A 24521-nucleotide genomic window follows, 5' to 3' on the forward strand; every position below is an offset into this window, starting at 1 on the left:
CAGCGAAAGGGCGTGCGGCCCGACGTCCCACAGCGCGCCGCGCTCCCGGCGCCGCGCCGAGGCCGCGTACGGGGTGTCGGCCCCGGCGGACACCGGCGAGTACCGGTCGACGCGGCCCGTGAGCCAGCCGTCGGTCGTGCTCTGCGCGGCGACCCAGGCCGCCGTCTCCGGCACGAACCGCAGTGGCGTTCCCCGTTCACCCCAGGCGGCGGTCCGGACATGATTCACACCCGCTTAACAAACGGGCAACTGAAGGGAAATCGCAGGTCGCGAGGGTACGAGCAGCGTATGACGCGCACCCGCGATCGCCCGCCGAGCTGCCGACGAGGAGCAAGACCGTGAGCTACAAGGCCGAGTACATCTGGATCGACGGCACCGAGCCGACCGCCAAGCTGCGCTCGAAGACGAAGATCCTGGCGGACGGCGCGGAGCCGCCGGAGTGGGGCTTCGACGGTTCGAGCACCAACCAGGCAGAGGGCCACTCGTCGGACTGCGTCCTGAAGCCGGTCGCCTCCTACCCCGACCCGATCCGCGGCGGCGCCCACCTGCTGGTGCTGTGCGAGGTCTACGACGTCAACGGCGAGCCGCACGTCTCGAACACGCGTGCACAGCTCCGCCCGGTCGCCGAGCGTTTCGCGGCGCAGGAGCCGATCTTCGGCATCGAGCAGGAGTACACGTTCTTCAAGGGCTCCCGGCCCCTCGGCTTCCCCGAGAACGGCTTCCCCGCACCGCAGGGCGGCTACTACTGCGGCGTCGGCGCGGACGAGATCTACGGCCGCGAGGTCGTCGAGGCGCACCTGGAGAACTGCCTGAAGGCCGGTCTCGGCCTCTCCGGCATCAACGCCGAGGTCATGCCGGGCCAGTGGGAGTTCCAGGTCGGCCCGCTGTCCCCGCTCGAAGTCTCCGACCAGCTGTGGATCGCGCGCTGGCTGCTGTACCGCACCGCGGAGGACTTCGGCATCTCCGCGACGCTCGACCCCAAGCCCGCCAAGGGCGACTGGAACGGCGCGGGCGCCCACACCAACTTCTCCACCAAGGCCATGCGCGAGAACTACGACGCGATCATCGGCGCCTGCGACGCCCTCGGCAAGGAGGGCAAGCCGCTCGAACACGTGCGCAACTACGGGGTCGGCGTCGAGGACCGCCTCACCGGCGCCCACGAGACCGCGCCGTGGGACAAGTACAGCTACGGCGTCTCCGACCGCGGCGCCTCCGTGCGCATCCCGTGGCAGGTCGAGCGCGACAAGAAGGGCTACATCGAGGACCGGCGCCCCAACGCCAACTGCGACCCGTACGTCGTGACCCGGCTGCTCGTGGACACCGTCTGCGCCGAGCTTGAGCAGGCCGACCTCGTCTGACCAGGGCTGACCAGGGCCGGCCCGGGCCGACCAACCGCATCACACGTCTCCCCGGCCCGCGGGCCGGCAGCTCGGGCGCGGTACCGGGGAGACACTGAGGGCGCTCGCCATCCGGCGGGCGCCCTCCGTGCGTGCCCCCTGGGTACGGCGGCTCCGGAATCCGCTCGGACGCGGCCCGGCGAGGGGGCGCACGCCGGTGCGCTCCGCCCCCGTTCCGGGTGGTGCTGGGTACACCCCCGCACGCACGGGCCGCCCCCCGTGACCGCGCCCATCGCGGACAGGAGACTATGAGCAGCACCCACGGAAACAGGAAGGCTCCACCATGAACGGGCACCGAGTGCGCGGCTCTCTGCTGGCCGCCGCACAGGGACTGCTGCTTTCGCTGCTCTCGCTCGGGGTCTCGCTCCTGCTGTTCATACTCTTCGTCGTGTCCCTGGTGTTCATGGTGCTGGGCTTCGGCCTCTTCACCACCCCGGTGATCGTGGACACCATCCGCGCGCACGCCAACCACCGCAGGGCGCTCGCCAGGAGCTGGTACGGCATCGACATCCACGCCGGCTACCGCCCGCTGCCCGTCGGCAACGCCCGCCGCGGCCTGGCGGGGCAGGTCGAACGCACCGTGCACATGCTGAAGGACCCGGCGACCTGGCGCGACGCGGGCTGGCTGTTCGTCGACGCGCTGGCCGGCTTCTTCACCGCCATGCTGCCGTGGCTGATGTTCGGCTACACGCTGTACGGCCTGGTCCTGGTGTGCGGTGTCTGGATGCCGATCGTGGACGCGGGCGGCACGTTCTGGTACCTGTTCGTGCCCATCTCCTCCTGGCCGACCGCCGTGCTCGCCGCCTTCACCGGCCTCGGGCTCGCCGCGGTGGCCCTGCGCTGGAACCCGCTGATCCTCGTCGGCCACTTCGAGATGACCCGCGCCCTCATCGGGGCCTCCGAGAAGCGCATGCTCGCCCAGCGCGTCGCCCGGCTGACCGAGACCAGGCACGACGCGCTGGACAACTCCGCGGCCGAGCTGCGCCGCATCGAACGCGACCTGCACGACGGCGCGCAGGCCAGGCTGGTGGCGATGGGCATGAGCCTCGGCACCGTCGAGGCACTGATCGAGAAGGACCCGGCACAGGCCAAGCGCCTGCTGGCGCAGGCCAGGGAGAACTCGGCCGAGGCCCTGTCGGAACTGCGCGACCTGGTGCGCGGCATCCACCCGCCGGTGCTCGCGGAACGCGGCCTCGGCGACGCGGCCCGCGCGCTGGCCCTGCGCATGCAGCTGCCCGTCGAGGTCGACGTCGACCTGTCGAGCCGCCTGGAGGAACCCGTCGAGTCGGCCGCCTACTTCGCGATCAGCGAGGTGCTGACGAACGCGGCCAAGCACGCCGAGGCCAAGCAGGCGTGGCTCGACATCTACTACGACGAGCGCGCCGGAACGCTGCGCATCGCGATCACCGACGACGGCCGCGGCGGAGCCGACCCGGCGGGCGGCAGCGGGCTGCGCGGGCTGGAGCGGCGGCTGGGCGCGTTCGACGGCGTGCTGGCCATCAGCAGCCCCGTGGGCGGCCCCACCCTGGTCACCATCGAGATCCCCTGCGCCCCGGCGGAACCGGGCCACCGGACCACCTCCCGCTGACACGACGGCCCCGCACGGCCCGCCCGCCATCGCGCGGGCGGGCCGTCGCGCCGTCGCCGGCGGGCCGCTCCCGCCCCTCCCGCACGTCACCTGCCCGCACCCGAACTGGCGTACAGTTTCGCCTCGTTGCGAGTCCCTGATCTCACGACTCACCGAAGGCGGCACTGCATGGCAGTCAAGCTCACGGCCGCGGCGGGCACGGCGACCCTCGCCGCGGCCGCGCTGGTCCTCAGCTCCCCCCTCCCCGCCCAGGCCGACGCCCCCGCCGCGGCCTACTCGGCGACCACGTCCGTCGGCGTGCACAACGCCTACGAGACCGGCACGTTCCCCTACCTCGCCGACGCCCTCGACTCGGGAGCCGGCCTCCTGGAACTCGACGTCTGGACCAACTTCACCAGCCGCGACTGGCGGGTGTCCCACAGCAACCCGCTCGGCAACGTGAACAACTGCGAGAACGCCGCATCCGCCGCCGAGTTCCGCAGCGGCCCGGTCAACCAGAACCTCGCGGGCTGCCTGGCCGACATCCGCGCCTGGCACGAGGCCAACCCCGACCACCCGCCGATCCAGCTCAAGATCGAACTGAAGGACGGCTTCGCCGACAACCTCGGCCGCGGGCCCGACGAGCTGGACGCCCTGCTGCGCGGCGCCCTCGGCGACGCGGTCTTCGGCCCCGGCGACCTCCTGGCCGGCAGCGGCCACGCCACGCTCGACGAGGCCGTGCGGGCGGGCGGCTTCCCCGGCCGCGACGAACTGGCCGGCCGGTTCATCGTGCACCTGATACCCGGCACGGTCGAGCAGGGCAACCCGTTCGACAGCCTGTGGACCGACCGCGAGTACGCCACCCACCTGCGCGACGCGGCGGCGGCCGGCACGCTGGCGGGCACCGCCGCGTTCCCCGCCGTCCTCGGCGCCGCGCCGGGCGACCCGCGCACCCGCTACACCGACGCGTCGCTGCGGCCCTGGTTCGTCGTCTTCGACGGCAGCGCCACCGCCTACACCCAGGGCACCATCGACACCTCCTGGTACCGGGACCGCAACTACCTGCTGGTCATGACGGACGCGCACGCCGTCCCGCCGGCCATCGACCCGGTCGCCCCCGGCGAGGCCGAGGCCCTGGCCCGCGTGGGCGAACTCGCCGCGGCCGGCGCCACCACCGTCACCTCCGACTGGTCCGGCCTGCCCTCGGTGCTGCCCACCGTCCTGCCGCGCGGCTGAACGCCCTCCCCGCCAGGCCCCGGCCGCTCCCGGCCGTTCCCGGCCGGGGCCTGGCCCTGTCGCGCACGCTCCCCTACCGTGGTCGCGCCCCGCCCGCACGGGGCCGAAGTCCCGCGCGACATGCGCCCGTTGGAGGGACGCCCATGGAACGCCGCACCTTCGCACGCCTCACCGCCGCCTCCCTGCTCGCCCCGCTCGCCGGCCCGCTCCCCGCCCCGGCCGCCGCCGCCGGCCGCACGGCCGCGCCGGACCCGCCGGCCCGGATCGTGCCCGCCATGAGCCGCGCCGCGCGCTTCATGGACGAGCACGTCTCCTACCGCGGCGCCTACGTGTGGAGCTACCTGCCCGACCTCTCCCAGTCCTGGGGGGAGATGGCCGCCCGGCGCACCATGTGCTGGGTCCAGCCGCCCGGCACGCCCGCCGTCGGCCACAGCATGCTCGACGCCTACTACGCGACCGGCGAGGAAACCTTCCTCGCCGCGGCAGAACACACCGCCCTGGCCCTCGTCGACGCCCAACTGCCCTCCGGCGGCTGGAACTACGTCCACGACTTCGCCGGTGAACGCGCCCTCGCGCACTGGTACGCGACCGTCGGCGCGAACGGCTGGCGCCTTGAGGAGTTCCAGCACTACTACGGCAACGCCACGTTCGACGACGGCGGCACCACGCAGGCAGCGCAGCTGCTGCTGCGCCTGTGGCTCGAACGCCGCCACCCGCGCGTCGGCGAGGCGCTGGGGCGGGCCATCGCGTTCGTCGTGGACGCCCAGTACCGCGGCGGCGCCGCGGACGGCGGCTGGCCGCAGCGCCACCCGCGCGTGCGCGGCGCCGCCGACTCCGTGCCCTGGCCGCGCCACCGCCCGCCCTGGCTGCCCGACGGCGTCGCGCACGGCATGGAGGACGGCGAGTACACGCGGCACGTGACGTTCAACGACGGCGTCCTCACCGGCAACCTCGTCTTCCTGCTGATGTGCGTGAACACGCTCGGCCGCCACGACCTGGTCCCCGTGGTGGAACGCACCATGGCCCTCGTCCACCGCCTCCAGCAGCCGGCCCCGCAGCCCGGCTGGGGCCTCCAGCACCTCGCGACCGCGCGCCGCGGCCGGCCCGCGGGCGCGCCCGCCGGCGCCCGTTCGTACGAGCCGCGCGGTCTTGCCCCCGAGATCACGCAGAACCTCGTGCGCCACCTGTGCACGTTCGCGCTGCTCACCGGCGACCGCTCCCACGTGCGGCGCGTTCCCGAGGCCATCGACTGGCTTGAGCGCTGCCGGCTGACCGAGGAGCAGATCGCCGAGAACCCCAGGTTCGCCGGCCGGACGCACCCCACGTACGTCGAACTCGGCACCGACCGGGCGCGCTTCACCCACCGCTTCGGGTCGAACGTGCGCAACGGCGCCTACTGGTTCGACCACGACCACCGCGACACCCTCGGCCACTCGCACGCCGCGAAGCGGCTGAACGTGGCCGATCTGTGGGAGCGGTACGACCGGATCATGGCGATGAGCGACGCCGAACTCGCGGACTGGCGCGCCCGTTCGCCCCTCTCGCGCGGCGGGCGGGTGGCGCTTCCGCGCTGGTTCTCCGTGGCCGATGTGGAGATCTCCCACCTGTTCCGTGAGGCCGCCCCGCCGCCGCTGCCCGCCGTCGGCGAGGCGGAGGCCGCGGACCTGATCGCCGGCCTCGGCGACCGCGACCACTGGCTCGTGCCGCTCGACGCCACCACGAACCCGTTCCGCGGCACTCCCCCGCCGGCCCCGTACGACGGGCGGGCCTACCAGGGCACGCACGTCGGGGACCTGTACGACACCTCGCCCTACGACCCGGCCGCGCCGCCGGCCGAGCCGCCGTACGCGCCGCGCGAGCCGGTGGACGGCATCACCACCGGCTCGTTCACGGAGAACATGGCCCGGCTCGTCGCCCACGTCACCACCCGCTGAGCCGGGCCGCCTCCGCGCCCGCCGTCCCGGCCCGGCCGCCCGCCGCCGCGGCGGCCCGGGTCCGCAACGGCGGGCGGCGTGCCGGAGGGGGGCGCCGGGCCGGATAGGCTGAGGGCCGCCTCGCCGAACGAGACGGAGAACCCCGTGCGCGTTGTCCTCGCCGAAGACCTTTTCCTGCTCAGGGACGGACTGGTCCGGCTGCTCGAAGCCCACGGCTTCGAGATCGCCGCCGCGGTGGACAACGGCCCAGGACTGACCCGGGCCCTCGCCGACCTGAGCCCCGACGTGGCGATCGTGGACGTGCGGCTGCCCCCGTCGTTCACGGACGAGGGGCTGCAATGCGCCCTGACCGCCCGCCGGGAGCAGCCGGGACTGCCCGTGCTCGTCCTGTCCCAGCACGTGGAGCAGCTCTACGCCCGCGAACTGCTCGCGGACGGCAACGGCGGCGTCGGCTACCTGCTGAAGGACCGGGTGTTCGACGCCGACCAGTTCATCGACGCCGTGCGCCGCGTCGCCGCCGGCGGAACGGCCATGGACCCGCAGGTCATCCAGCAGCTGCTGGCCCAGCGCGCCGGCCAGGACTCTCCGCTGGAACGGCTCACCCCGCGCGAGCGGGAGGTCATCGAACTCATGGCGCAGGGCCGGTCCAACGCCGCCATCGCCGAGCGCCTTGTCGTCACGGAACGCGCCGTGGCCAAGCACACCTCCAACATCTTCACCAAACTCGGCCTCCCCCCGTCCGACGACGACAACCGCCGCGTCCTTGCGGTCCTCGCCTACCTCGAACGGTGAACACGAGCCGCCCGCACCTCACCTGAGGTGACCGGCGTCGCCCGTTGCCGTTCCGACGACGCCGGCAGCCGCACGCACCACCTGCACGTCGTCACGGCCGACTCGTGGCCCAGCCGCAACGAACGCCTCCCGCGCGACCGGCTGCGCGCCGACCCCGAGGCCGCGCGGGAGTACGGACCGCTCAAGCGCCGCCTCGCCGCCCAGGAGACGGACGGGCTCGCCTCCACCAAGGGCAGGACCGCGCTCATCCAGCGCCTCGTCGACGAGAACGCGCCGCGCGGCCTGCCGGCCGTCTCCGTCCGGGAGGAATGACCGACGCGCGGCCCGCCCACGCCGCGCCGTGCCGCGGACCGAAGGCGTGCGACCGCCCCGGAGGGCCGCGAACGCGGCGCGAGCGGCGAACACCCGGACGTGTGGGCCGGGCGCCCTGCTCGACCGCGCACGGCGACCTCGGCCGTCGCCCGCGAGCCGCCGCGAGTGACCGGCCGGAACGCTCGCACCTACGCGACGTCGGGCCGTGTCATCAGCGGCGACCGCAGGTGCGGCGCCAGGCTCGGGCCGGTCAGGGGCACGGCGTTCCACGTCGCCCTCGCGGTCCCCGTGCCGGCGTCGACCGACAGCCGGACCCGGTGCGGTGTGGTGATGACGTAGAGGTCGGCGACGAACGTGTCGCCCTGCCAGGCGCCCGCCGCGACAACCGCGCGGCCGAGCGGCGCGCTCTCCCGCCAACTCCCGTGGCCCACCGCGATGTCGGGGAACGCCCCGAGCCGAAGCAGCCATCCGCCGTCCACGGGCTCCACCGCCACCGTGGTCCCGCCGGGCAGCGGCGCGTCCCCGGCGGGGGCGTCGATGACCGCCTTGGCGGAACGTTCCGGCGCGGCAGAACCCGGAACCGGAGCCAGCGACAGCCGCCGCAACCGTGCGGCGAGCACCTCGTCGTCCCGGCTGCTCCCCGCGTGGTCGAGGCCGGGCAGCAGGCACTCCCACAGGGGGTCGAGCAGGGCCTCGCCCTGCGGGACGGCACCGGTCACGGCGACCACGAGATCGTGCGCGGGGACGACCAGGCACAGCTGGCCGAAGGAGCCCTCGCCCCGGTAGCCGTGCCGCGACATCCAGAACTGGTAGCCGTACCCGCACAGCGCGTCGGGGTACTCCGACCAGCCCTCGATCTGCCGGGTGCCGATGTGCCGCCTCGTCGCGAGCTCCACCCATGCGCGCGGGACGAGTTGCCGCCCGCCCCAGAGCCCGCCGCGCAGCAGCAGCTCACCGAAGGCGGCCACGGCCTCGGTCGTGAGGTGCAGTCCGTGGAACCCGAAGGCGGCACCGCTCGCCACCCGGTCCCATTCGGCGTGGTCGACGCCCATCGGCCGGAAGAGCCGCTCGTCCAGCAGGTCGGGGAGGCTGCGGCCCGTGACCCGTTCCACCATCCGGGCCAGGACGAAGGTGGTCGGGTTGTCGTAGGCGTGCCGCGTTCCCTCGGGCTCGGGGAACGGCACGCGCAGGAAGCCTTTGACCAGGTCGCCCGGTTCCCGTTGCCAGGCTTCGGCGAGGCTGTCCTCACGGTGCCCGGTCGTCATGGACAGCAGGTGGTGGACGGTGAGCCGGCGCCCCTGCTCCGGCATGCCGGCCGGGACGTGCTCGGGCAGCACGTCCACCACCCGGTCGTCCAGCGACAGCAGTCCGTCGTCGATCGCGAGCCCCACGGCGACGGACGTGAACGACTTGGTCAGCGAGTAGAGAAGGTGCGGGCGCCCGGCCGAGTAGGGAGCCCACCAGCCTTCGGCGACGACGTGCCCGCGCCGCACGACCATGAGCGAGTGGCACTCGACGGATCGCGCTTCGAACCGGTCGAGCAGCGCGATGACCGACCGGGAGGACACCCCGCAGGCGGCCGGGGTGGAACGCGGCAGCAGGACACGCGGAGAAGCCATCCGGCCACCGTAGACGGAAGACCTCCCGGCCCAAAACGATTAACTGATCCGACTACGCGACCAGTTGGGCCCGCGCCCTCCCCGCCGCCGCGGATCGACGCACCGTGCGGCCCACAGCACGGTGGTCCGGCGCAGCGTGAACGTCTCGCCGGTCGTGAAAATCAGGCGCTTGGCGCCATGCGCCATGGAGGTCATGTCCTCGACGACGAACGCCTGGCCTCCGATCATGAGTTGGTCGCCGCGTCGCACGGTGCCCGCGTCGATCTCCACAGCGACCCGAACCCCTGCGGTCATCCCGGCATCACCGCCCTGGCACGGCATGGGCGCGAGAGGTGCGGCCCGGCGGGTCGCGACAGTGTTCGAACGCTCATATCGCTCTCCGGAGAGGAAGGGCGGGGGCAGGAACAGCGAGCCGTCAGGGCCGACAGGCGGGTGCACAGGCGCACAGCTCCTGCCCCTCGATGGTGGCCAGCGGACGACGGGACGCGCCGGTCAGCCGCCGCGCACACAGGGCGCAGTCCAAGCCGTGCCGCTGCCGCCAGGACAAGCGGTGCCGCACGTCGATATCGGAGAGCAGCAGCGGGAGCCGGTGCGGACCGTGCCCATCGGGGCAGCGATGAGGCACCCCCACGACATCAAGGCCGCCGCACGACGCGCATTCCGACACCTGCCTCACCGCGGGCAACCGCCGTGCCACCCCCCGCTGCCCGTGCGATGGGCTCACCGTGCGCAGGGCCGCGAACAGGTCGGCCGGCCCGGTCAGGCACGTCTCCCGCGGAGGGATCAGCCAGCGTGTCGGGAAACCGCCGTGCCACGGGCCTCCGGACCACTCCACGGGCGGCACCAGCAGCACACGCCCCGCGCCCAGCACGGAGACATCGGCACGTCGCGGCTCCCAGGCGTCCGCCGCGCCGACCGGGATCAGCCAGGTCATGAGCCCTGTCGCCTGGTCCTCCACGACCGGTCCTGACCGTTCCCGAAGGTGGCCGATGATCTGCGTTCCGGTGATCGTCGGCAGTTGGACTCCGTCCCACCAGCGCCCGCACGGCAGCGGCGCCGGGCCCTCCCTCGGCATCCACGACATGTCATGGGCCGACGAAGCGATGTGTCGATCCGTCAACTCGCAGTCTCCTCTTCCTCCGGCGTCGGCACCGGTGAGCACGGTGCCCGTACGTGAAGAGACAACTGCACTGAGCCACTGAGGCGGTACCGTTGGGTGGGCGAGTGAACGTGAAAGCCATGAAAGTTTGGGAGTCCGCACGCATGGCACCCCCACGCACACGAAACGCCGCTCTCGCCTCGCTGCTCGAACAAGCGCGATGGTCCCGCACGCAATTGGCGAACGCCGTCAACCGTGTCGCCGTCGAGACCGGTATGGAGTTGTCCTACGAGCAGTCGGCTGTCTCACACTGAATTTCGGGAACCGTGCCCAGGGCCCCGGTGCGCCCGCTCGTGTGTGAGGCATTCGCTCGCCGCCTGCACCGGCCGGTGACCTTGGCGGAAGCCGGGTTTCCCAGCGCCCCTGACAACGACGATCAGCGCATCGACCTCGCCGAACAACTTGTCGACATAGGGAGAAGCGATATGGACCCGTCACGCAGGCAAGTGCTCAGGACCGGTGCGTACACGACAGCGCTGGGAACACCGCTGTTCGGCGAACTCACCGAACGCTCAGTCGCGGTCCATTCCGGGCACGGAGTCCGAATCGGCGCCGGTGAGGTCGCCAGGGTCCGCACCATGACCGAACGCGTGGCCGACATCCTCGACGAACTCGGGGGCAGGCAGGCCCGCCCGATGGCCGCCGCCTACCTGGTCAACACGGTCGCTCCCTACCTCAGGGCATCCGCCCGCGACGAGGTCAGGAAGGACATGCTGTCCGCCGCGTCGGATCTGGTCTACCTGCTGGGCTGGATGGCGATGTACGAGAAGGATCACGGGATCGGCCAGCGGTACTACTTCAAGGCTCTCGAACTGGCAACGGCGGCCGACGACCCGACGGCCTACGGCCGCACGCTGCGGGGCATGAGCCTGCAAGCGGCCCATCTCGGTCACGGCGTGCGCGCATCCGAACTCGCCGAAGCGGCGGCAGCGGCGGTTCCCGCCGGGGGGCCGCGGCTCACGGCGTTCCTCAGAGGCCAGCAGGCGTACGCCGTGGCGATGACAGGCGACCGGCGGCAGGCGTTCGCCTGGCTGCGCGAGGCGGAATCCGCTCTCGACCGGGCCGATGCCCGCCGGGAGGCCATCGGCGGGTACGACCGCTGCGCGTACGAGTTCCACGTGGCATCCGTGCTCTACCACTGCCGCGACCTTCCGGGCTCGGTCAAGGCCCTGAAAGCCTCTCTCAGGGAGCAGCCGGCGCAGGAACGGCAGGGGCGCGTCCACGCGTACGCGGTGCTGGCCGGCAGGCAGTTCGAGATGGGTCACCTCGACGCCGCCTGCGAAAGCTGGGACCGCTTCCTGGACGCCTACCCGGCGGTGTCGACGGCGCGTGGCGACGACCACCTGGACACCATGGTCCGCAGGCTCCGGCCGCACCGGCGGTCGGCCCCCGCACGACGACTGCTCGAACGCGCCCACCAAGCGCGCACCCCGCAGGTATGACGCACGCCGGGCAGGCCGGCAGGGCGGAGAACGAGGCGCACGCGCGCCCTCTTACCGGGGGATGGCGCGTCATCGTGCGGCACGGCCGCGCCGTGGTAGGCCGTGGCGGCGGCGGTGATCAGATCGGCGGCGGAGGCGCTGCGGCGGTCGCCACGAGGGAGGCAAGCATGTCGAGGGCCATGATCGACCTGGACGACCAGGCAACCGAGGAACTGATGCGACTGTACGGGGCGAAGACCAAGGCCGAGGCCGTTCGCCGTGCCATCGACGAGACGGTCAAGCTGCACAAGCGGATCGCGCTCATGGATGCCATCGACAGCGGTGAAATCGACCTCGCTCATGACGCCAGGACAGCGTGACCGTGCGCTGTCTGCTCGACAAGTCCGCCCTGGCACACCGCACCAAGCCAGAGCCCCCGCCGCCCAGTACGGACGGCAACGCCCCCGCCGGGGACGGGCGGCACCGCGGGGACGACGAGGACGGCACCGAGCGGTGACGTTCGCCCGTCCGGCCGGGTGGGAGGAGGCGTTCGCCGCGCTGCCCCGTGCAGCCTTCCTGCCGCGCGTGATGTGGCCGCACGACCAGGTCACGGACACGTTCGCCACCGTCGACCGCGCGAGCGACCCCGAAGGATGGCGGGCCGCCGCCGACGCCGATGTCCCGATCGTCACCCAGTGGGACGACGGCCGGCACACCGGCCCGGTGGCCGGGCGGGACGCCACCAGTTCGTCGTCGAAGCCGTCCCTGGTCGCCGCCATGCTCGCGGCCCTGGACGTCGAGCCCGGCATGCGCGTGCTGGAGATCGGGACCGGCACCGGCTGGACGGCCGCACTCCTGGCCCACCGGCTCGGCGCCGGGCACGTCACCAGCGTGGAGATCGACGCACGGGTGGCGCGGGCGGCCGGAAGCGCCCTGCGGCGCGCGGGTCTTCACCCCCGCCTGGTCGTGGGGGACGGCGCGCTCGGCGCGCCCGGGCACGCGCCGTTCGACAGGATTGTCGTGACGTGCGGCATGCGGCACGTCCCGGCCGCGTGGCTGCGGCAGTTGCGCCCGGGTGGCCGGCTCCTGATGCCCTGGGGAACGCCGTTCGTCCTCCACCGGGACGGCCTCGTCTCCCTGACGTCCCGGCCGGACGGGACGGCCGCCGGGCGCTTCGCCGGCCTGGTGTCGTTCATGCGTATCCGGAGCCAGCGCGACCGGCTGCCCTCGTATCCGCCGGATCTTCCGCTGCACGACCACGAGTCCGCCGTCTGGCCGCCGGGCGGCTGGGCGCCGTTCCCCTTTCTCGCCGGGCTGCGCCTGACGGACGCCGCGTACGCGGAGCAGCGCCACGAGGACGGGCGCACGGTGTGGCTGTACGACCTGGCCGGTGCCGGGTGGACGGCGGCGGTGCGGCGGGACGGCGTGGCGCCTGGCGTCGTGGTGCGGCGGGCCGGGCGGCGACCGCTGTGGGAGGAGTACACCGCGGCCCACTCCTGGTGGCGGAGGGTCGGCGAGCCCGGCATCGAACGCTTCGGGCTGACCGTCCGGCCGGACGGCTCCGCGACACCGTGGCTGGACGCCGAGGAGCAGGTGCTGGCCCCGCGGCCGTCCATGAGCCGCGCCGCCGAGCGCGGGTGAGCGGTGCCGCGAAAACCCGTCGTGCGGCCAGGGCGAGCGGCGGCACAATGGCCGCGTGCCCTCATCCGAAGCAGCAGCCGGGAAGTTCCAGGATCTCGCCGCGCTCTGGAGCATCGGCGAGGCCACGCCGACCGATGTCGTCGACGGCGCCTGTGACGCCCTCGTCGCCGGCCTGGACAGCCCCGCCCTGCGCATGCTGGCCGCGTGCACGCGCGCGGAGGCCGCGAGCGACGTGCCCGACCTCCTTCCTCCCGCGCTCGACGAACTCGGCCTGGTCTTCCACCCGGTGGACAGCGTCTCCGGCCTTGAGGCCGCCACCCGCGTGCTCGCCGCCCGGCTGCTGGCCGGTGAGCTGACCCCGCGCGAGCTGACCCGCCAGGTCCACTGGCACTGCGGGCACCGCGTGCCCCTGGCGCAGCCGCTCGCCGCGCTCGACGACGACTACGACAACGTCTACGGCAGCCTCGGGTACATCCCCAGGCCGGAGGCCGAGATCGACGCCGAGGTCAGGGCCGAGGCGAAGCGGCTCGTCGACCGCTCCGCCCCGCCCCCGGAACGCCCCTCACCCGGCGCGTGACCCGGATCGCCGCGGCGCCGCACCCGGTGGCCTCGGCAGTCGCGGGACCGCAGCGCGCCGGGCGGGGTCGTAACCGCGGGCGGGGCGGCTCGTTCTGCCGGTTGTGTCTCCTCTTGATGTGTCTCCCTCCCCCACGCAGTCCACGCCGGAGCTGAGCCAGGCCGAGGCGGCCCTCGTCGAGCACTACCCGCGGCTGGTGCGGCTCGCCTACCTCGTCCTGCCCGCCGCACCGGGACGGCACCGGCGGGTGCTCGCGGCGCACGCGGTGGTGCAGCGCGCGCTGCCGCGCGGGAAGGGTGGCCCGAAGGGCGGCGCGGTGCCCCAGCAGCGGGGCGAGGAGGACGCCGGGTACGCGTATCTGCGGCTGCGCGTGCTGCGGGCCGCGCTCGGCGCGGCGCGGCCCGGGTGGCTGCGCCGGGTGCCGCGGTTGCTCCCGCACGTGGTCGGGCTGCGGCTGATCCCGCGGTCCGCGGAGGCCGGGGACGTGGCGCTCGAACAGGAGGTGGCGGGGCTGCCTGCGGCGGCGCGGGCGGCGTTCGCGCTGCGGCGGCTCGACGGGCTGGGCGAGGACGCGGTCCGGGAGCTGTTGCAGGCGGCCGGGGTCTCCGAGAGCCGGGCCAGGGCCGGGGTGCGGACGGCCGACGAGCTGCCGCCTGCGGACGGTCTCGCCGATCCCTGCGCGCTCCAGGCGCGGCCGACCGATCTGCTGCGCCGGCGCCAGTACGCGCGGACCGCGCTGCTGGGCGGGGTGGCGCTCGCGGTGGCGGCGGGGACGGTGGCGTTCCTGCCGGACGGGTGGGGCCCCGACGGGGCGGCGGCGCCGCCGTACAGCGAGAACGCCTCGGCGCGCGCCGCGCTCGATCCGCAGGGGCTGCGGCGCATGCCGGAGGGCGTGTGGCAGCGGGCCACGCGCACGGACTTCTCCGTGTGGCCCGCGCGGGGTTCCGCGCTCGACGACGCGGGGCTGCTGCGGCGCGCGCTGGCGGTGTGGGCGCGGCCGGGCGACGACGTGGCGGTGTCGGCGACGCCGGGAACGCAGACGGGCCCGGCGCCGGGACCCGCGCAGCTGCTGTTCGCGGGGGAGGCGGGCGGGGCTTCCGTGGTGCTGCTGTACGACGGGCTGCGGTTGGTGCGGTACGCGGAGCCGGTGGGGGCGGACTCGGGCGGGGCCGCGCTGGACTTCGCGCGGGTCGACGGGGCGGACGTGCTGGGGGCCTCGGCGGTGGTGATCGGCCGCAGCGACGGCAACACCCGGTACCTGATGGCTCCGTGGGTCACGGAGACCGTGCGGCGCGATCTGCTGGTGCCGGACGGGCGGGCGACGGAGGTCGGGGTGGACGCGCACGGTGTGACGGAGGCGCTGCGCACGCCCGTCGCGGCGCCGGAAGGGAACGGCGCGGCGTGCACGGAGGTGCCCGTGCTCGAAGTGGGCGCGCAGGGCGGCGACCTGCCGTTCATGCTGGCCGATCTCGGGGAGCTGGTGCCCGCGTTGCTGACGCACGGCGAGCCGGGCGAGGGGCGGCGGGTCGCGGCGGACGAGGAGGCCAGGGAGCGGTGGACGCGTCTGGCGTGCAACCTGTCGACGGCGAACGGCGGCGGGGTGCGCTCGGTGAACGCGTGGCAGTTCGCGGAGCAGACGCTGCCCGACGGCGCGGGCACGGCGCAGTGGGTGTGCACGCGGGCCGAGACGTGGCGGGGGGCGGGCAGCAGGACGCTCGCGCAGTTCGTGGCGCCCGCCGGGCGGGCGGGCGAGCCGGCTTCCGTGACGGCGAGCGCGGAGGACGCCCCGGCGTGCGGGCCGCGCGAGCCGCGGGTGCTCAGCGGGGTGCTGTGGCGTTCGCCCCAGGACGCGTGGTATCTGGTGGCGGCGGGCAGCGAGCAGGTGTCGGCGATCGTCGCCGAGGGCGGGGTCACCGGGCGCGGTGCGGGCAACACGGTGGCGTTGGCCGCCGAGGAGGGCGCGCAGGCCGAGCTGACCGGGGAGCTCGACGGCGGCGGGGAGTTGCGGATGCTGGGCTGAGCCCGGGCGTCGCGCGGGGCGGCGGAACCCGTGGCCGGTGGGCCGCGTCGGACCGGTATGAGAAAGCGAACGATTGTCGGCATGGTGCCCTTTGTTCTGCTGCTCGGTGCCTGCGGGGAGGAGTCCGCCGACCCGGGCGACCCGCCGGCCGGTGACTCCGGCGCGCAGGCCCCCGTCGGCGGGGGCGGCGGCGAGGGGCAGCGGTACGAGGTGTCGGGCACGATGTTCCAGGAGGCGGGCGGGGAGCCGATGCTGTGCGCCGCCCTGATGGAGTCGATGCCGCCGCAGTGCGGGAACGGCCTGCCCGTGGCGGGCTGGGACTGGGACGCGGTCGCGGCGGAGTCGGCCTCGGGCGTGCGGTGGGGGCACTTCGTGCTCACGGGAACGTGGGACGGCGAGCGGTTCACGGTCACCGCCCCGGCCAAGCGGGAGGCGCCGGACGGCGCGCCGCCCGCGCCCCGGGAGCCGGAGCGGCCCGAGGCGCCGGCGGAAGAGCTGGACGCCGAGCGATTGACCGAGGTGCAGCGGGAGTTGGTGGACGACTTCCCGCACGACGTGCTCTCCGCCCACGTCGACGAGGAGCACGGGGTGGTGCGCGCCGACGTGGTGCTCGACTCGCAGGAGCTGCGGGAGGAGCTGGCCGGGGAGTTCGGGGACGGCACCGTGGTCCCGACGGGCTGGCTGCGGCCGGTGACCGGCGGGGAGTGACCCGGTCACCGGCCGCGGCGCCCGCGGGCGCGGCGTGTCAGGTGCGCCAGACGTCGCTCAGGTTGACCCGGCCCTCGCGGGGGACGGTCGCGGTGCGGTTGGCGCCGCTCTCCCAGGTGACGGTCGCGGAGTTGTCCCAGCGGCGGATGTACTTGTATTCGAACGTCGTGCCCGCGGGCAGCGACAGCTCGGCCCGCCACAGCGGGTAGGAGCCGGCGTCGAGCCGCACGGCCCGGGCCGGGTCCCAGGCGCCGAGTTGCGGCACGCTGCCGACCACCCAGACGCTTTCGCCCCACTGGGTCCTGGCGTCGACCTGGAACGAGGCGCCGGTGGCGGGCACGGGTTCGCCGCCGCCGCCGCAGTCGCGGGCGCCGGTGTGCAGGGCGAGCGCGGTGTTGCTCGGCAGCGTCGCGGTGAACCGGCCCGAGCCGTCGACCGTGACGGACCTGCCGGACTGCACGTCGCAGTAGGAGCCGGCGGCGAGCGAGGTCTGGAAGGTGCGGGTCAGGGACGCGGACTCGTGGTTGATGGCGACGAATCCGGCGTTGCCGCGGCCGAAGGCGATGGCGTCGCCGCCGTTGTCCCACCAGTTGGTGACGGCGCGGCCCTGGGTGGCGTTGCGGAAGCCGACCATCGCGCTGATCTCGGGCCAGGCGTGCTGGCAGGTCCAGCCGTCCTGCCAGCAGGCGTCCACGCGGCCGTTGTTGGGCGGTCCCGCGTCGTGGTTCGTGAACTGGTAGCCGGAGTGGACGTCGGGCGAGCCGTAGGGCCAGGCGAGCATGAACACGTTGGCCAGGGTGTAGTCGGCGCCGTCCCTGTGGTTGAGGGTCGACCCGTTGCGTTCGGTGTCGTGGTTGTCGACGAACACGCCCGCGCCGGCGTCGGGCAGGTAGCCCCAGCCCTCGCCGAAGTTCTCCAGGTAGGCGAGGTTCTCCTGCTGGAAGACGCGCTTGAGGTCGCGGCCGTAGCGGAACTCCTGCACGTCGCCGTTGCCGGTGTACTCCTCGGGCTGAACGGCCTCGCCGGCGCCGTGGATGACCTCCTGCTTCCAGTAGGCCCCCGGGTCGGACATGCGGGACCTGATGGCGGCGAGGTCGGCGGCCGACATGTGCTTGGCGGCGTCGATCCTGAACCCGGCGACGCCCAGGGACAGCAGGTCGTTCAGGTAGTCGGCGATGCGCTGGCGGACGTAGTCCTTGCCGGTGTCGAGGTCGGCGAGGCCGACGAGTTCGCAGTTCTGGACGTTGCCGCGGTCGCCGTAGTTGTTGCCGATGTCGCGGCGGCAGGTGTGGAAGTCGCCGTCGCTGTAGGGGGCGGCCGGGTAGTCGTACTTGGTGTACCGCGAGCCGCCGGTGCCGGTGCCTGAGCCGGCCGTCATGTGGTTGATGACGGCGTCGACGACGACGCCGACCCCGGCGTCGCGGCAGGTGTCGACCATGGCGACGAACTGGTCGCGGTTGCCGAGGCGGCTGTCGATCCGGTAGCTGACGGGCTGGTAGTTGGTCCACCACTGCGAGCCCTGGATCTGCTCCTGCGGGGGCGAGACCTGCACGTAGCCGTAGCCGGCGGGGCCCAGGGTGCGGGTGCACTCGCGGGCGATGGAGTCGAAGTTCCAGTTGAAGAGGACGGCGGTGACGTCCCTGGTACCGGGGGGCGCGGCCTGGGCGGCGGGCGCGGCCACGGTGAGCGGGAGTGCGGCGGCCGAGAGGGCGACCAGGCCGGCCAGGGCGGAACGGGCCAGGCCGCGGATGCCGCGACGGGTGCGTGCGGACACAACGCCTCCTTGGGGGGTGAGGTGCTGCCGCATTGAGCAACGCGCCGTGCCCGCGCGGCGGGCGGAGCCGGAAGGCTCTTTCTGCAAGAAGTTGCACCGCAGACGGTAGAGGCGCCCAGAGAGGCGGTCAATAGCCAGGACATCGGGCAGAAATGTTCGCGTGATCCCCCCGCAACCTCTTTCGCAAGAACTTGCGCGCTGCTACCTTTCCGGCATCCCCCGGCCGGCCGAGGGCTCATCGGGCCCCACGCGCACGGCCGGCCGGGGGATGCCCGCCGGGGTTTTTCAGCGGGCCTGCGCGGTCGAGCCGCGGACCACGAGTTCCGGCTGGAAGACGAACTCGGTGTGCTGGACCGGGTTGCCGTTGATCTCTTCGAGCAGCGAGTCGACCGCGGCGCTGGCCATCGCCCGCACCGGCTGGCGCAGCGTGGTCAGCGGCGGGTCGGTGAACGCGAACAGGTCGGAGTCGTCGTACCCGACGACCGACACGTCCCCCGGCACGTCGAGGCCGCGCTGCCGCACCGCGCGGATGGCGCCCAGCGCCATCATGTCGCTGCCGCACACGATGCCCGTGCAGCCCGCGTCGAGCAGCGCGGAGGCCGCGGCCTGCCCGCCCTCGACGCTGAACAGCGAGTGCCGCACGGCGCCGAGGCCGCCGGTCTCCTCGTGGAACCCGGCCACTTTGCGCCGCACCGGCACGAACCGCTGCGGCCCCACGGCGAGGCCGATGTCGCGATGGCCCAGCGCCCGCAGGTGCTGGACGGCGATGCGCGTGGCCGCCGCGTCGTCGGGCGAGACGAACGGCGCCTTCACCTGCGGGTTGAACCCGTTGATGAGCACGAACGGCACCCCGCGTCCGGCCAGCCGCGCGTAGCGGGCCGGGTCCGCGCTGGTGTCCGCGTGCAGCCCGGACATGAACACGATGCCGGTGACGCCGCGTTCGACGAGCTGGTCCACCAGCTCGTCCTCCGTCGCGCCGCCCGGGCTCTGCGTGCACAGCACGGGCGTGTAGCCGTGGCCCGCCAGGACCTGCTCGATGACCTGCGCGAAGGCCGGGAAGATCGGGTTGGTCAGCTCGGGGATGACCAGCCCGACCAGGCCGGCGCTGCGCTGCCGCAGCCGCAGCGGGCGTTCGTAGCCGAGGACGTCGAGCGCGGCGAGCACCCGTTGCCTGGTGGCCGCGGCGACACCGGACTTGCCGTTCAGCACGCGGCTGACCGTCGCCTCGCTGACCTCGGCCTGCTCGGCGATGTCGGCCAGCCGGGCCGGCTGCGGCAGCGGGGCGCCCGGCTCAGCCACGACCGCTCCCCGGCGGGGCGGCGGTCCCTGGGCGGGCGGCGGCGCGGTCCTGGCCGCGAAGCCCGCCCGCGCACGCGCCCGCGCTCGGCGCGGCAGCCCTCACGCCTGCCACCACACGGTGGTGTCCGCGGGCAGCGAGGCGTCGCCCGGGCAGGGGCCGCTGGCGAGCAGCGGCCGGCCGGACCCGGTGAGCAGCCCGGGCAGGGACACGGTGGTGTCCGTGGTGTTGACGGCGCAGACCAGCTCGGAGCCCTCGGGGCCGCGGCGGCGGAACGCGAGCACGCCCTCGGGCGCCTGAAGCCACTCGACGGCGTCGCCCGCGCCGAGCGCCGGGTGCTCGCGGCGGACGGCCAGGGCCCGCCGGTACATCTCCAGGGTCGACTCCGGGTCGCCGGTCTGCGCGTCGACGGCCAGCTTCGCCCAGGACTCGGGCTGCGGCAGCCAGCTGCCGCCGCTGCCGAAGCCGTAGGAGTCGCCCTGCGACGACCACGGCACGGGAACGCGGCAGCCGTCGCGCAGCCCGTCCTGCCCGTCGGCCTCGGGCCCGGTGCCGCGCCGGAAGAACGCCGGGTCCTGCCGCACCTCGTCCGGCAGCCCGGTCACCTCGGGCAGGCCCAGCTCCTCGCCCTGGTAGATGTAGGCGGAGCCGGGCAGCGCGAGCATCAGCAGCGTGGCCGCGCGGGCCCGCCCGAGGTCGCCGCCGAGGCGGGTGCGGTGCCGCACGACGTCGTGGTTGGACAGCACCCAGGTGGTGGGCGCGCCGACGGGCCGCATCGAGTCCAGCGAGGAGTCGATGACGCGGCGCAGCTCCGCGGCGTTCCACGGGGTGTTGAGGTAATGGAAGTTGAACGCCTGGTGCAGCTCGTCGGAGCGCACGTACAGGGCGGTGCGCTCGGCGTTCGGGGTCCACGCCTCGGCGACGCCGATGCGCGCCCCCGGGTACTCGTCGAAGATCCGCCGCCAGGAGCGGTAGATCTCGTGCACGCCGTCCTGGTCGAAGAAGGGCAGGGTCTGCGTGCCGAGGAGCCTGAGCTGCTCCGCGTGGCCCATGTCGGGCAGCCCCGCGGCCTTGACGAGGCCGTGCGCGACGTCGATGCGGAAGCCGTCGACGCCCATGTCGAGCCAGAAGCGCAGCACCGAGCGGAACTCGTCGCGCACCGCCGGGTTGTCCCAGTTGAAGTCGGGCTGCTCGGGGGCGAACAGGTGCAGGTACCACTCCCCCGGGGTGCCGTCGGGGTTCTCTGTGCGGGTCCACGCGGGGCCGCCGAAGATGGACTCCCAGTCGTTGGGCGGGAGTTCACCGGCCTGGCCGCGCCCCTCGCGGAAGTGGTAGCGGGCGCGCAGCGGGGAGTCCGGGCCCTCGCGCAGCGCGCGCTGGAACCACTCGTGCCGGTCGGACGAGTGGTTGGGCACCAGGTCGACGATGATGCGCAGGCCGAGGTCGTGGGCGTCGCGGATGAGGGCGTCCGCGTCGTGCAGGTCGCCGAACATCGGGTCGATGGCCCGGTAGTCGGCGACGTCGTAGCCCGCGTCCGCCTGCGGGGAGGCGTAGAACGGGCTGAGCCAGACGGCGTCGACCCCGAGGCCGGCCAGGTAGGGCAGCCGGCTGCGGATGCCGGGCAGATCGCCCATGCCGTCGCCGTTCCCGTCGGCGAAGGAGCGCGGGTACACCTGGTAGATGACCGCGTCGCGCCACCAGTCGGGGCGGTGGCCCGTGTCGCCTGTGGGGTCGCCGGTCGGCTCGGTGCGGTCAGCGAGGTACTGGGTCATGTCATCCCTGTGAGTGATCGCATGCGGGCGGGGGGTGGCCTGGTGGGGGCGGGAGCCGTGGTTCCGGCCGGGCGCGCCCGGCCGGAACGCGGTCAGGACTTGATGGCGCCCGCGGTGAGCCCGGATTGGAGGTGGCGCTGCGCGTAGCCGAAGACGAGCATCGCGGGCACCGCGATGAGCACGGCGGCGGCGGTCATCAGGTGCCAGTCCTGGGTGTGCTGGTTGACGAACGTCTGGAGCCCGCCGGCCAGGGTCAGGTTCTCCTCGCCGGTCATGAACGCGGTGGCGTAGGCCACTTCGGCCCAGGCGGTGACGAACGTGTAGAACCCGGTGACCGCGAGGCCGGGGCGCGCCAGCGGCATGATGAGCCGCCAGAACGTGCCGAACGGGCTGAGGCCGTCGACGCGGCCCGACTCGTCGATGGAGACGGGCACCGAGTCGAAGAAGCCCTTCATCATCCAGGCGCAGAACGGCACCGCGATGGTCAGGTAGGTCACGATCAGGCCGGTGGGCTGGTTCAGCAGGCCGTAGCGCGACATCAGGTTGTACAGCGGCACGATGAGCACGGCCATCGGGAACATCTGCGTGATCAGCAGGGTCCACATCAGCGGGCGCATGCCGGGGAAGCGGAAGCGGCTGAGCGCGTAGCCGGTGGTCGAGGAGATGAACACGCCGATGACGGTGGTGATCAGCACGATCAGCACGGAGTTGCCGAACCAGGTCAGGAACTCGGTGTTGTTCAGCACGTGGTCGTAGTTGTCGAGCGTGAAGTTCGACACCAGGGACCTGGTGAACGTGTCCGCCTTGGGCTTGAAGGACGTCACCAGCAGCCAGAACGGCGGGAAGATGGCGATCAGCGCCGCGAGGAGCAGCGTGGCGTGCAGGCCGACGGAGGCCGCCCGGCTTCGTTCGCCGCGCCGGCGCACCCGGCCGGGGCGCCGGCCGCCGCCGTTCGGCGCGGGGCGCGGCTCCTGCGGGCGGGCCGCGGGGGCGGCGGGGCCGCTGCCGTTTCTCGGAGTCGTCGGGGTGGCCATCGTCACCACACCTCTCCCTGCTTGCGCAGTGCCCTGCGGTAGGACATCGCGAAGAGGACCAGGAGCAGCAGGATGAGCACGCCCCAGGCCGCGGAGTTCGCGAAGTCGCGGGGGCTGGACACGAAGGCCAGCCGGAACGCCTCGGTCACGAGGATGTCGGTGGAACCCGCGGGACCGCCCCGGGTCAGCAGGAAGATCACCGGGAACATGTTGAACGTCCAGATCGTGCTGAGCAGCACCACCGTCATGGCGACGGAACTGATGCCGGGCAGCGTGATGTTGCGGAACCGCTGCCAGGGGTTGGCGCCGTCCATCTCGGCCGCCTCGTACTGCTCGCCCGGGATGGACTGGAGGGCGCCGAGGATCGCGACGAGCATGAACGGCACGCCGAGCCACACGTTGGTGGCGATGACGGCGACCTTGGCCCACGTGGGGTCGGACAGCCAGGCGATGCCGTCGATGCCGCGGCCTTCGAGGAGGCTGTTCAGCATGCCGTTGCGCTCGTTGTACAGCATCCGCCAGGCGAAGACGGAGACGAACGCGGGGATCGCCCAGGGCAGGATCAGCGCCATGCGGTAGACGGCGCGACCGCGGAAGCTCCGGTTGAGCATGTTGGCCAGGCCGAGGCCGATGAGGAACGTGACGGCGACGCACGCCACGGTCCACACGACCGTCCAGCCGAGCCGGTCCCAGAAGGCGCCGTCGCCGAGGATGTCGGCGTAGTTGTCCAGGCCGACGAACTCGTAGGTCGCCGGGATGGTGTTGACGCCGATGGTGCGTTCGACGTTGGCCTCGTCGGCGTCGGTGAACGAGAGGTACACCCCGCGGACCAGCGGCCAGCCGATGATGACGCCGATCACCAGGACCACGGGGGCGACCATCGCCCACGCGTACCAGTACTCGGTCAGTTTCCGGCGCAGCCGGCCCGGCGCGCGGCCGGTCGTCCCGGGGGGCGGCGGTGGTGGCCGCCGTCCCGCCGGGGCTCGCAGCGTCAGCCATGGTGGTCAGCTCCAGTCCTCAAGGAGGTCGCGGTAGGCGTCCCCGGTGTCGGCCGCGGCCTGCTCGGGGGAGGCGGAGCCGGTCAGCATCGCCTCGATGGAGACGCGCAGCGGCTCGAAGAGGGACTGGGCCTCGGGAATCCAGGGGCGCTCGTGCGCGACGTCGACGGCGGGCTTGAAGAACTGCACCATCGGGTTGTCCTGGACGGCGGGCACCTCGTACACGGACGCGCGCGTGGGCAGCAGGCTCAGTTCCTCGGTGATGCGCTGCTGGGTCTCGGCCGAGGCCATGTACTTGACGAACTCGAAGGACGCGTCGGCGTCCGGAGTGCCCGCGTAGACGCCGTAGTTCCAGCCGCCGAGGGGCGAGCCCTGCTGCTGGCCGCCGGCCGGGACGGGGGCGACGCCCAGGTCGTCGCCGAGGGCGGCGGTGGCGTCGGCGATGGCCCACGGGCCGTTGACCATCATGGCGATGTCGCCGCCGGAGAAGCCGGCCATCATGTTCTCCCAGCCGTCGCTGGTGTCCGTGATCGCGGCGCCGGAGTCGATCAGGCCCTGCATGCGCTCGAACGCGGCCACGCCGGCCTCGTTGTCGATGGTGACCTCCTGGGCCTCGGCGTCGACCAGGTCGCCGCCCTCGCCGTAGAGGAACGGCAGGAACCAGTACGGGTCGTCGCCGCGCACGTAGAGGGGGGTGACGCCGTTGTCCTCGAACGCGCCGGCGGACTCCTCGATCTCGGCGAGCGAGGTGGGCACCTCGACGCCGGCCTCGTCGAGCAGCGCCCGGTTGTAGAACAGCGCCAGGGTGTCGGTGACCTGCGGCACGGCCCAAGTCTGGCCGTCGTACTGGGTGCTGGCCCACGCCTCGTCGAGGAAGTCGTCCTGGTTGTCGAGGGCGGCGGTGTCGTCCAGCGGGTACAGGTAGCCGAGGCTGGCGAAGTCGGCGACCCAGGCGACCTCGGTGCGCATGACGTCGGGGGCGTCGTTGGCGCCGGCGGCGTTCTTGAAACGGTTCTGGGCGTCGTCGAAGCCGATGTTCACGTAGTCGACGGTGACGCCGGGGTGCAGCTCCTCGAAGTCCTTGGCGACGGCTTCGAAGACCGCCGCCTCGGTCTCGTTGGAGGTGTCCCAGTAGGTGACCGTGCCGGACAGCTCGCCGTCGGCGGCGCCGGTGTCCTCGCTGTCGCCGTCGCTTCCGCAAGCCGTTGCCGCAAGAGCCAGGGCCGCCACGGCGGCCGTCGTCCCTATGCTGCGCCGCATGTG

The 24521-nt window shown here is 73.4% G+C and carries 22 protein-coding genes; 13 read left to right on the plus strand and 9 right to left on the minus strand.

Translation table 11 applies throughout. The annotated features are described in order from the left end of the window. Positions 1-338: 338 nt before the first annotated feature. The 6 genes from glnII (at position 339) to LC193_RS05670 (ending at position 7238) form a co-directional block, all read left to right on the plus strand. Positions 339-1358, plus strand: a complete 1020-nt coding sequence (gene glnII / locus LC193_RS05645) for a glutamine synthetase (RefSeq protein ID WP_226072126.1) — start codon at positions 339-341, stop codon at positions 1356-1358. A gap of 322 nt (positions 1359-1680) precedes the next feature. Continuing rightward, the gene (locus LC193_RS05650) at positions 1681-2985 is read left to right on the plus strand and encodes a sensor histidine kinase (protein ID WP_226072131.1); all 1305 of its coding nucleotides are present in this window, start codon (positions 1681-1683) and stop codon (positions 2983-2985) included. 168 nt (positions 2986-3153) lie between these two features. Beyond that, positions 3154-4200: a phosphatidylinositol-specific phospholipase C domain-containing protein gene (locus LC193_RS05655; protein ID WP_226072132.1), complete on the plus strand. Its 1047-nt coding sequence runs from the start codon at positions 3154-3156 to the stop codon at positions 4198-4200. 143 nt (positions 4201-4343) lie between these two features. After that, positions 4344-6134: a pectate lyase gene (locus LC193_RS05660; protein ID WP_226072133.1), complete on the plus strand. Its 1791-nt coding sequence runs from the start codon at positions 4344-4346 to the stop codon at positions 6132-6134. A 144-nt stretch (positions 6135-6278) separates the two neighbouring features. Further along, positions 6279-6926 carry a LuxR C-terminal-related transcriptional regulator gene (locus tag LC193_RS05665; RefSeq protein ID WP_086161004.1) on the plus strand — a complete coding sequence of 216 codons (648 nt, stop codon included), beginning with the start codon at positions 6279-6281 and terminating at the stop codon, positions 6924-6926. A gap of 27 nt (positions 6927-6953) precedes the next feature. Further along, positions 6954-7238, plus strand: coding sequence for a GrpB family protein (locus LC193_RS05670; RefSeq protein ID WP_226072134.1), 285 nt, complete (start codon positions 6954-6956; stop codon positions 7236-7238). A gap of 188 nt (positions 7239-7426) precedes the next feature. Here the strand turns inward: LC193_RS05670 and LC193_RS05675 are convergent, their stop codons facing one another. From LC193_RS05675 to LC193_RS05685, 3 genes are all read right to left on the minus strand, one after another. Then, the gene (locus LC193_RS05675; RefSeq protein WP_226072135.1) at positions 7427-8857 is read right to left on the minus strand and encodes a serine hydrolase domain-containing protein; all 1431 of its coding nucleotides are present in this window, start codon (positions 8855-8857) and stop codon (positions 7427-7429) included. A 39-nt stretch (positions 8858-8896) separates the two neighbouring features. Continuing rightward, a complete protein-coding gene (locus LC193_RS05680; protein ID WP_226072137.1) occupies positions 8897-9127 on the minus strand; it encodes a hypothetical protein in 231 nt (76 codons plus the stop codon). A 145-nt stretch (positions 9128-9272) separates the two neighbouring features. Next, entirely contained in the window at positions 9273-9977 is a 705-nt protein-coding gene (locus LC193_RS05685) for a hypothetical protein (RefSeq protein WP_226072138.1), read from the minus strand. Between the two features lie 293 nt (positions 9978-10270). Between LC193_RS05685 and LC193_RS05690 the strand changes: the two genes are divergently transcribed. The 7 genes from LC193_RS05690 (at position 10271) to LC193_RS05720 (ending at position 16383) form a co-directional block, all read left to right on the plus strand. Then, on the plus strand, positions 10271-11458 hold the full coding sequence (locus LC193_RS05690) for a hypothetical protein (RefSeq protein WP_226078494.1): 1188 nt from the start codon (positions 10271-10273) through the stop codon (positions 11456-11458). Further along, positions 11455-11817 carry a type II toxin-antitoxin system VapB family antitoxin gene (locus LC193_RS05695; RefSeq protein WP_226072139.1) on the plus strand — a complete coding sequence of 121 codons (363 nt, stop codon included), beginning with the start codon at positions 11455-11457 and terminating at the stop codon, positions 11815-11817. The genes LC193_RS05690 and LC193_RS05695 overlap by 4 nt, the downstream gene beginning before the upstream one ends. Then, positions 11814-11954, plus strand: coding sequence for a hypothetical protein (locus LC193_RS05700; RefSeq protein ID WP_226072141.1), 141 nt, complete (start codon positions 11814-11816; stop codon positions 11952-11954). Before LC193_RS05695 ends, LC193_RS05700 begins: the two co-directional genes overlap by 4 nt. Then, positions 11951-13078: a methyltransferase domain-containing protein gene (locus tag LC193_RS05705; protein WP_226072142.1), complete on the plus strand. Its 1128-nt coding sequence runs from the start codon at positions 11951-11953 to the stop codon at positions 13076-13078. The genes LC193_RS05700 and LC193_RS05705 overlap by 4 nt, the downstream gene beginning before the upstream one ends. Before the next feature lie 55 nt (positions 13079-13133). Continuing rightward, positions 13134-13655 (plus strand): hypothetical protein, encoded by a 522-nt coding sequence (locus LC193_RS05710; protein ID WP_226072143.1) that lies wholly within the window; start codon positions 13134-13136, stop codon positions 13653-13655. Between the two features lie 118 nt (positions 13656-13773). Further along, the gene (locus LC193_RS05715) at positions 13774-15675 is read left to right on the plus strand and encodes a hypothetical protein (RefSeq protein ID WP_226072144.1); all 1902 of its coding nucleotides are present in this window, start codon (positions 13774-13776) and stop codon (positions 15673-15675) included. 81 nt (positions 15676-15756) lie between these two features. Then, positions 15757-16383 (plus strand): hypothetical protein, encoded by a 627-nt coding sequence (locus LC193_RS05720; RefSeq protein WP_226072147.1) that lies wholly within the window; start codon positions 15757-15759, stop codon positions 16381-16383. Positions 16384-16420: 37 nt separating this feature from the next. Here LC193_RS05720 and LC193_RS05725 read toward each other — a convergent pair whose 3' ends face one another. The 6 genes from LC193_RS05725 to LC193_RS05750 all read right to left on the minus strand — a co-directional run bounded on the left by LC193_RS05725 (position 16421) and on the right by LC193_RS05750 (position 24518). Continuing rightward, a complete protein-coding gene (locus tag LC193_RS05725; protein WP_226078495.1) occupies positions 16421-18124 on the minus strand; it encodes a carbohydrate-binding module family 20 domain-containing protein in 1704 nt (567 codons plus the stop codon). Positions 18125-18442: 318 nt separating this feature from the next. Next, positions 18443-19456: a LacI family DNA-binding transcriptional regulator gene (locus tag LC193_RS05730; protein ID WP_226072149.1), complete on the minus strand. Its 1014-nt coding sequence runs from the start codon at positions 19454-19456 to the stop codon at positions 18443-18445. 99 nt (positions 19457-19555) lie between these two features. Further along, positions 19556-21226, minus strand: coding sequence for a glycoside hydrolase family 13 protein (locus tag LC193_RS05735; RefSeq protein ID WP_226072151.1), 1671 nt, complete (start codon positions 21224-21226; stop codon positions 19556-19558). A gap of 92 nt (positions 21227-21318) precedes the next feature. Further along, positions 21319-22260, minus strand: coding sequence for a sugar ABC transporter permease (locus LC193_RS05740; protein WP_226072153.1), 942 nt, complete (start codon positions 22258-22260; stop codon positions 21319-21321). 2 nt (positions 22261-22262) lie between these two features. Further along, complete coding sequence (locus LC193_RS05745; RefSeq protein WP_226072155.1) at positions 22263-23141, minus strand: carbohydrate ABC transporter permease; 879 nt, start codon at positions 23139-23141, stop codon at positions 22263-22265. Positions 23142-23264: 123 nt separating this feature from the next. Further along, a complete protein-coding gene (locus tag LC193_RS05750; protein WP_226072158.1) occupies positions 23265-24518 on the minus strand; it encodes an extracellular solute-binding protein in 1254 nt (417 codons plus the stop codon). Between the last annotated feature and the right edge of the window lie 3 nt (positions 24519-24521).

This window comes from Streptomyces marincola, from assembly GCF_020410765.1.
Taxonomy (GTDB): domain Bacteria; phylum Actinomycetota; class Actinomycetes; order Streptomycetales; family Streptomycetaceae; genus Streptomyces; species Streptomyces marincola.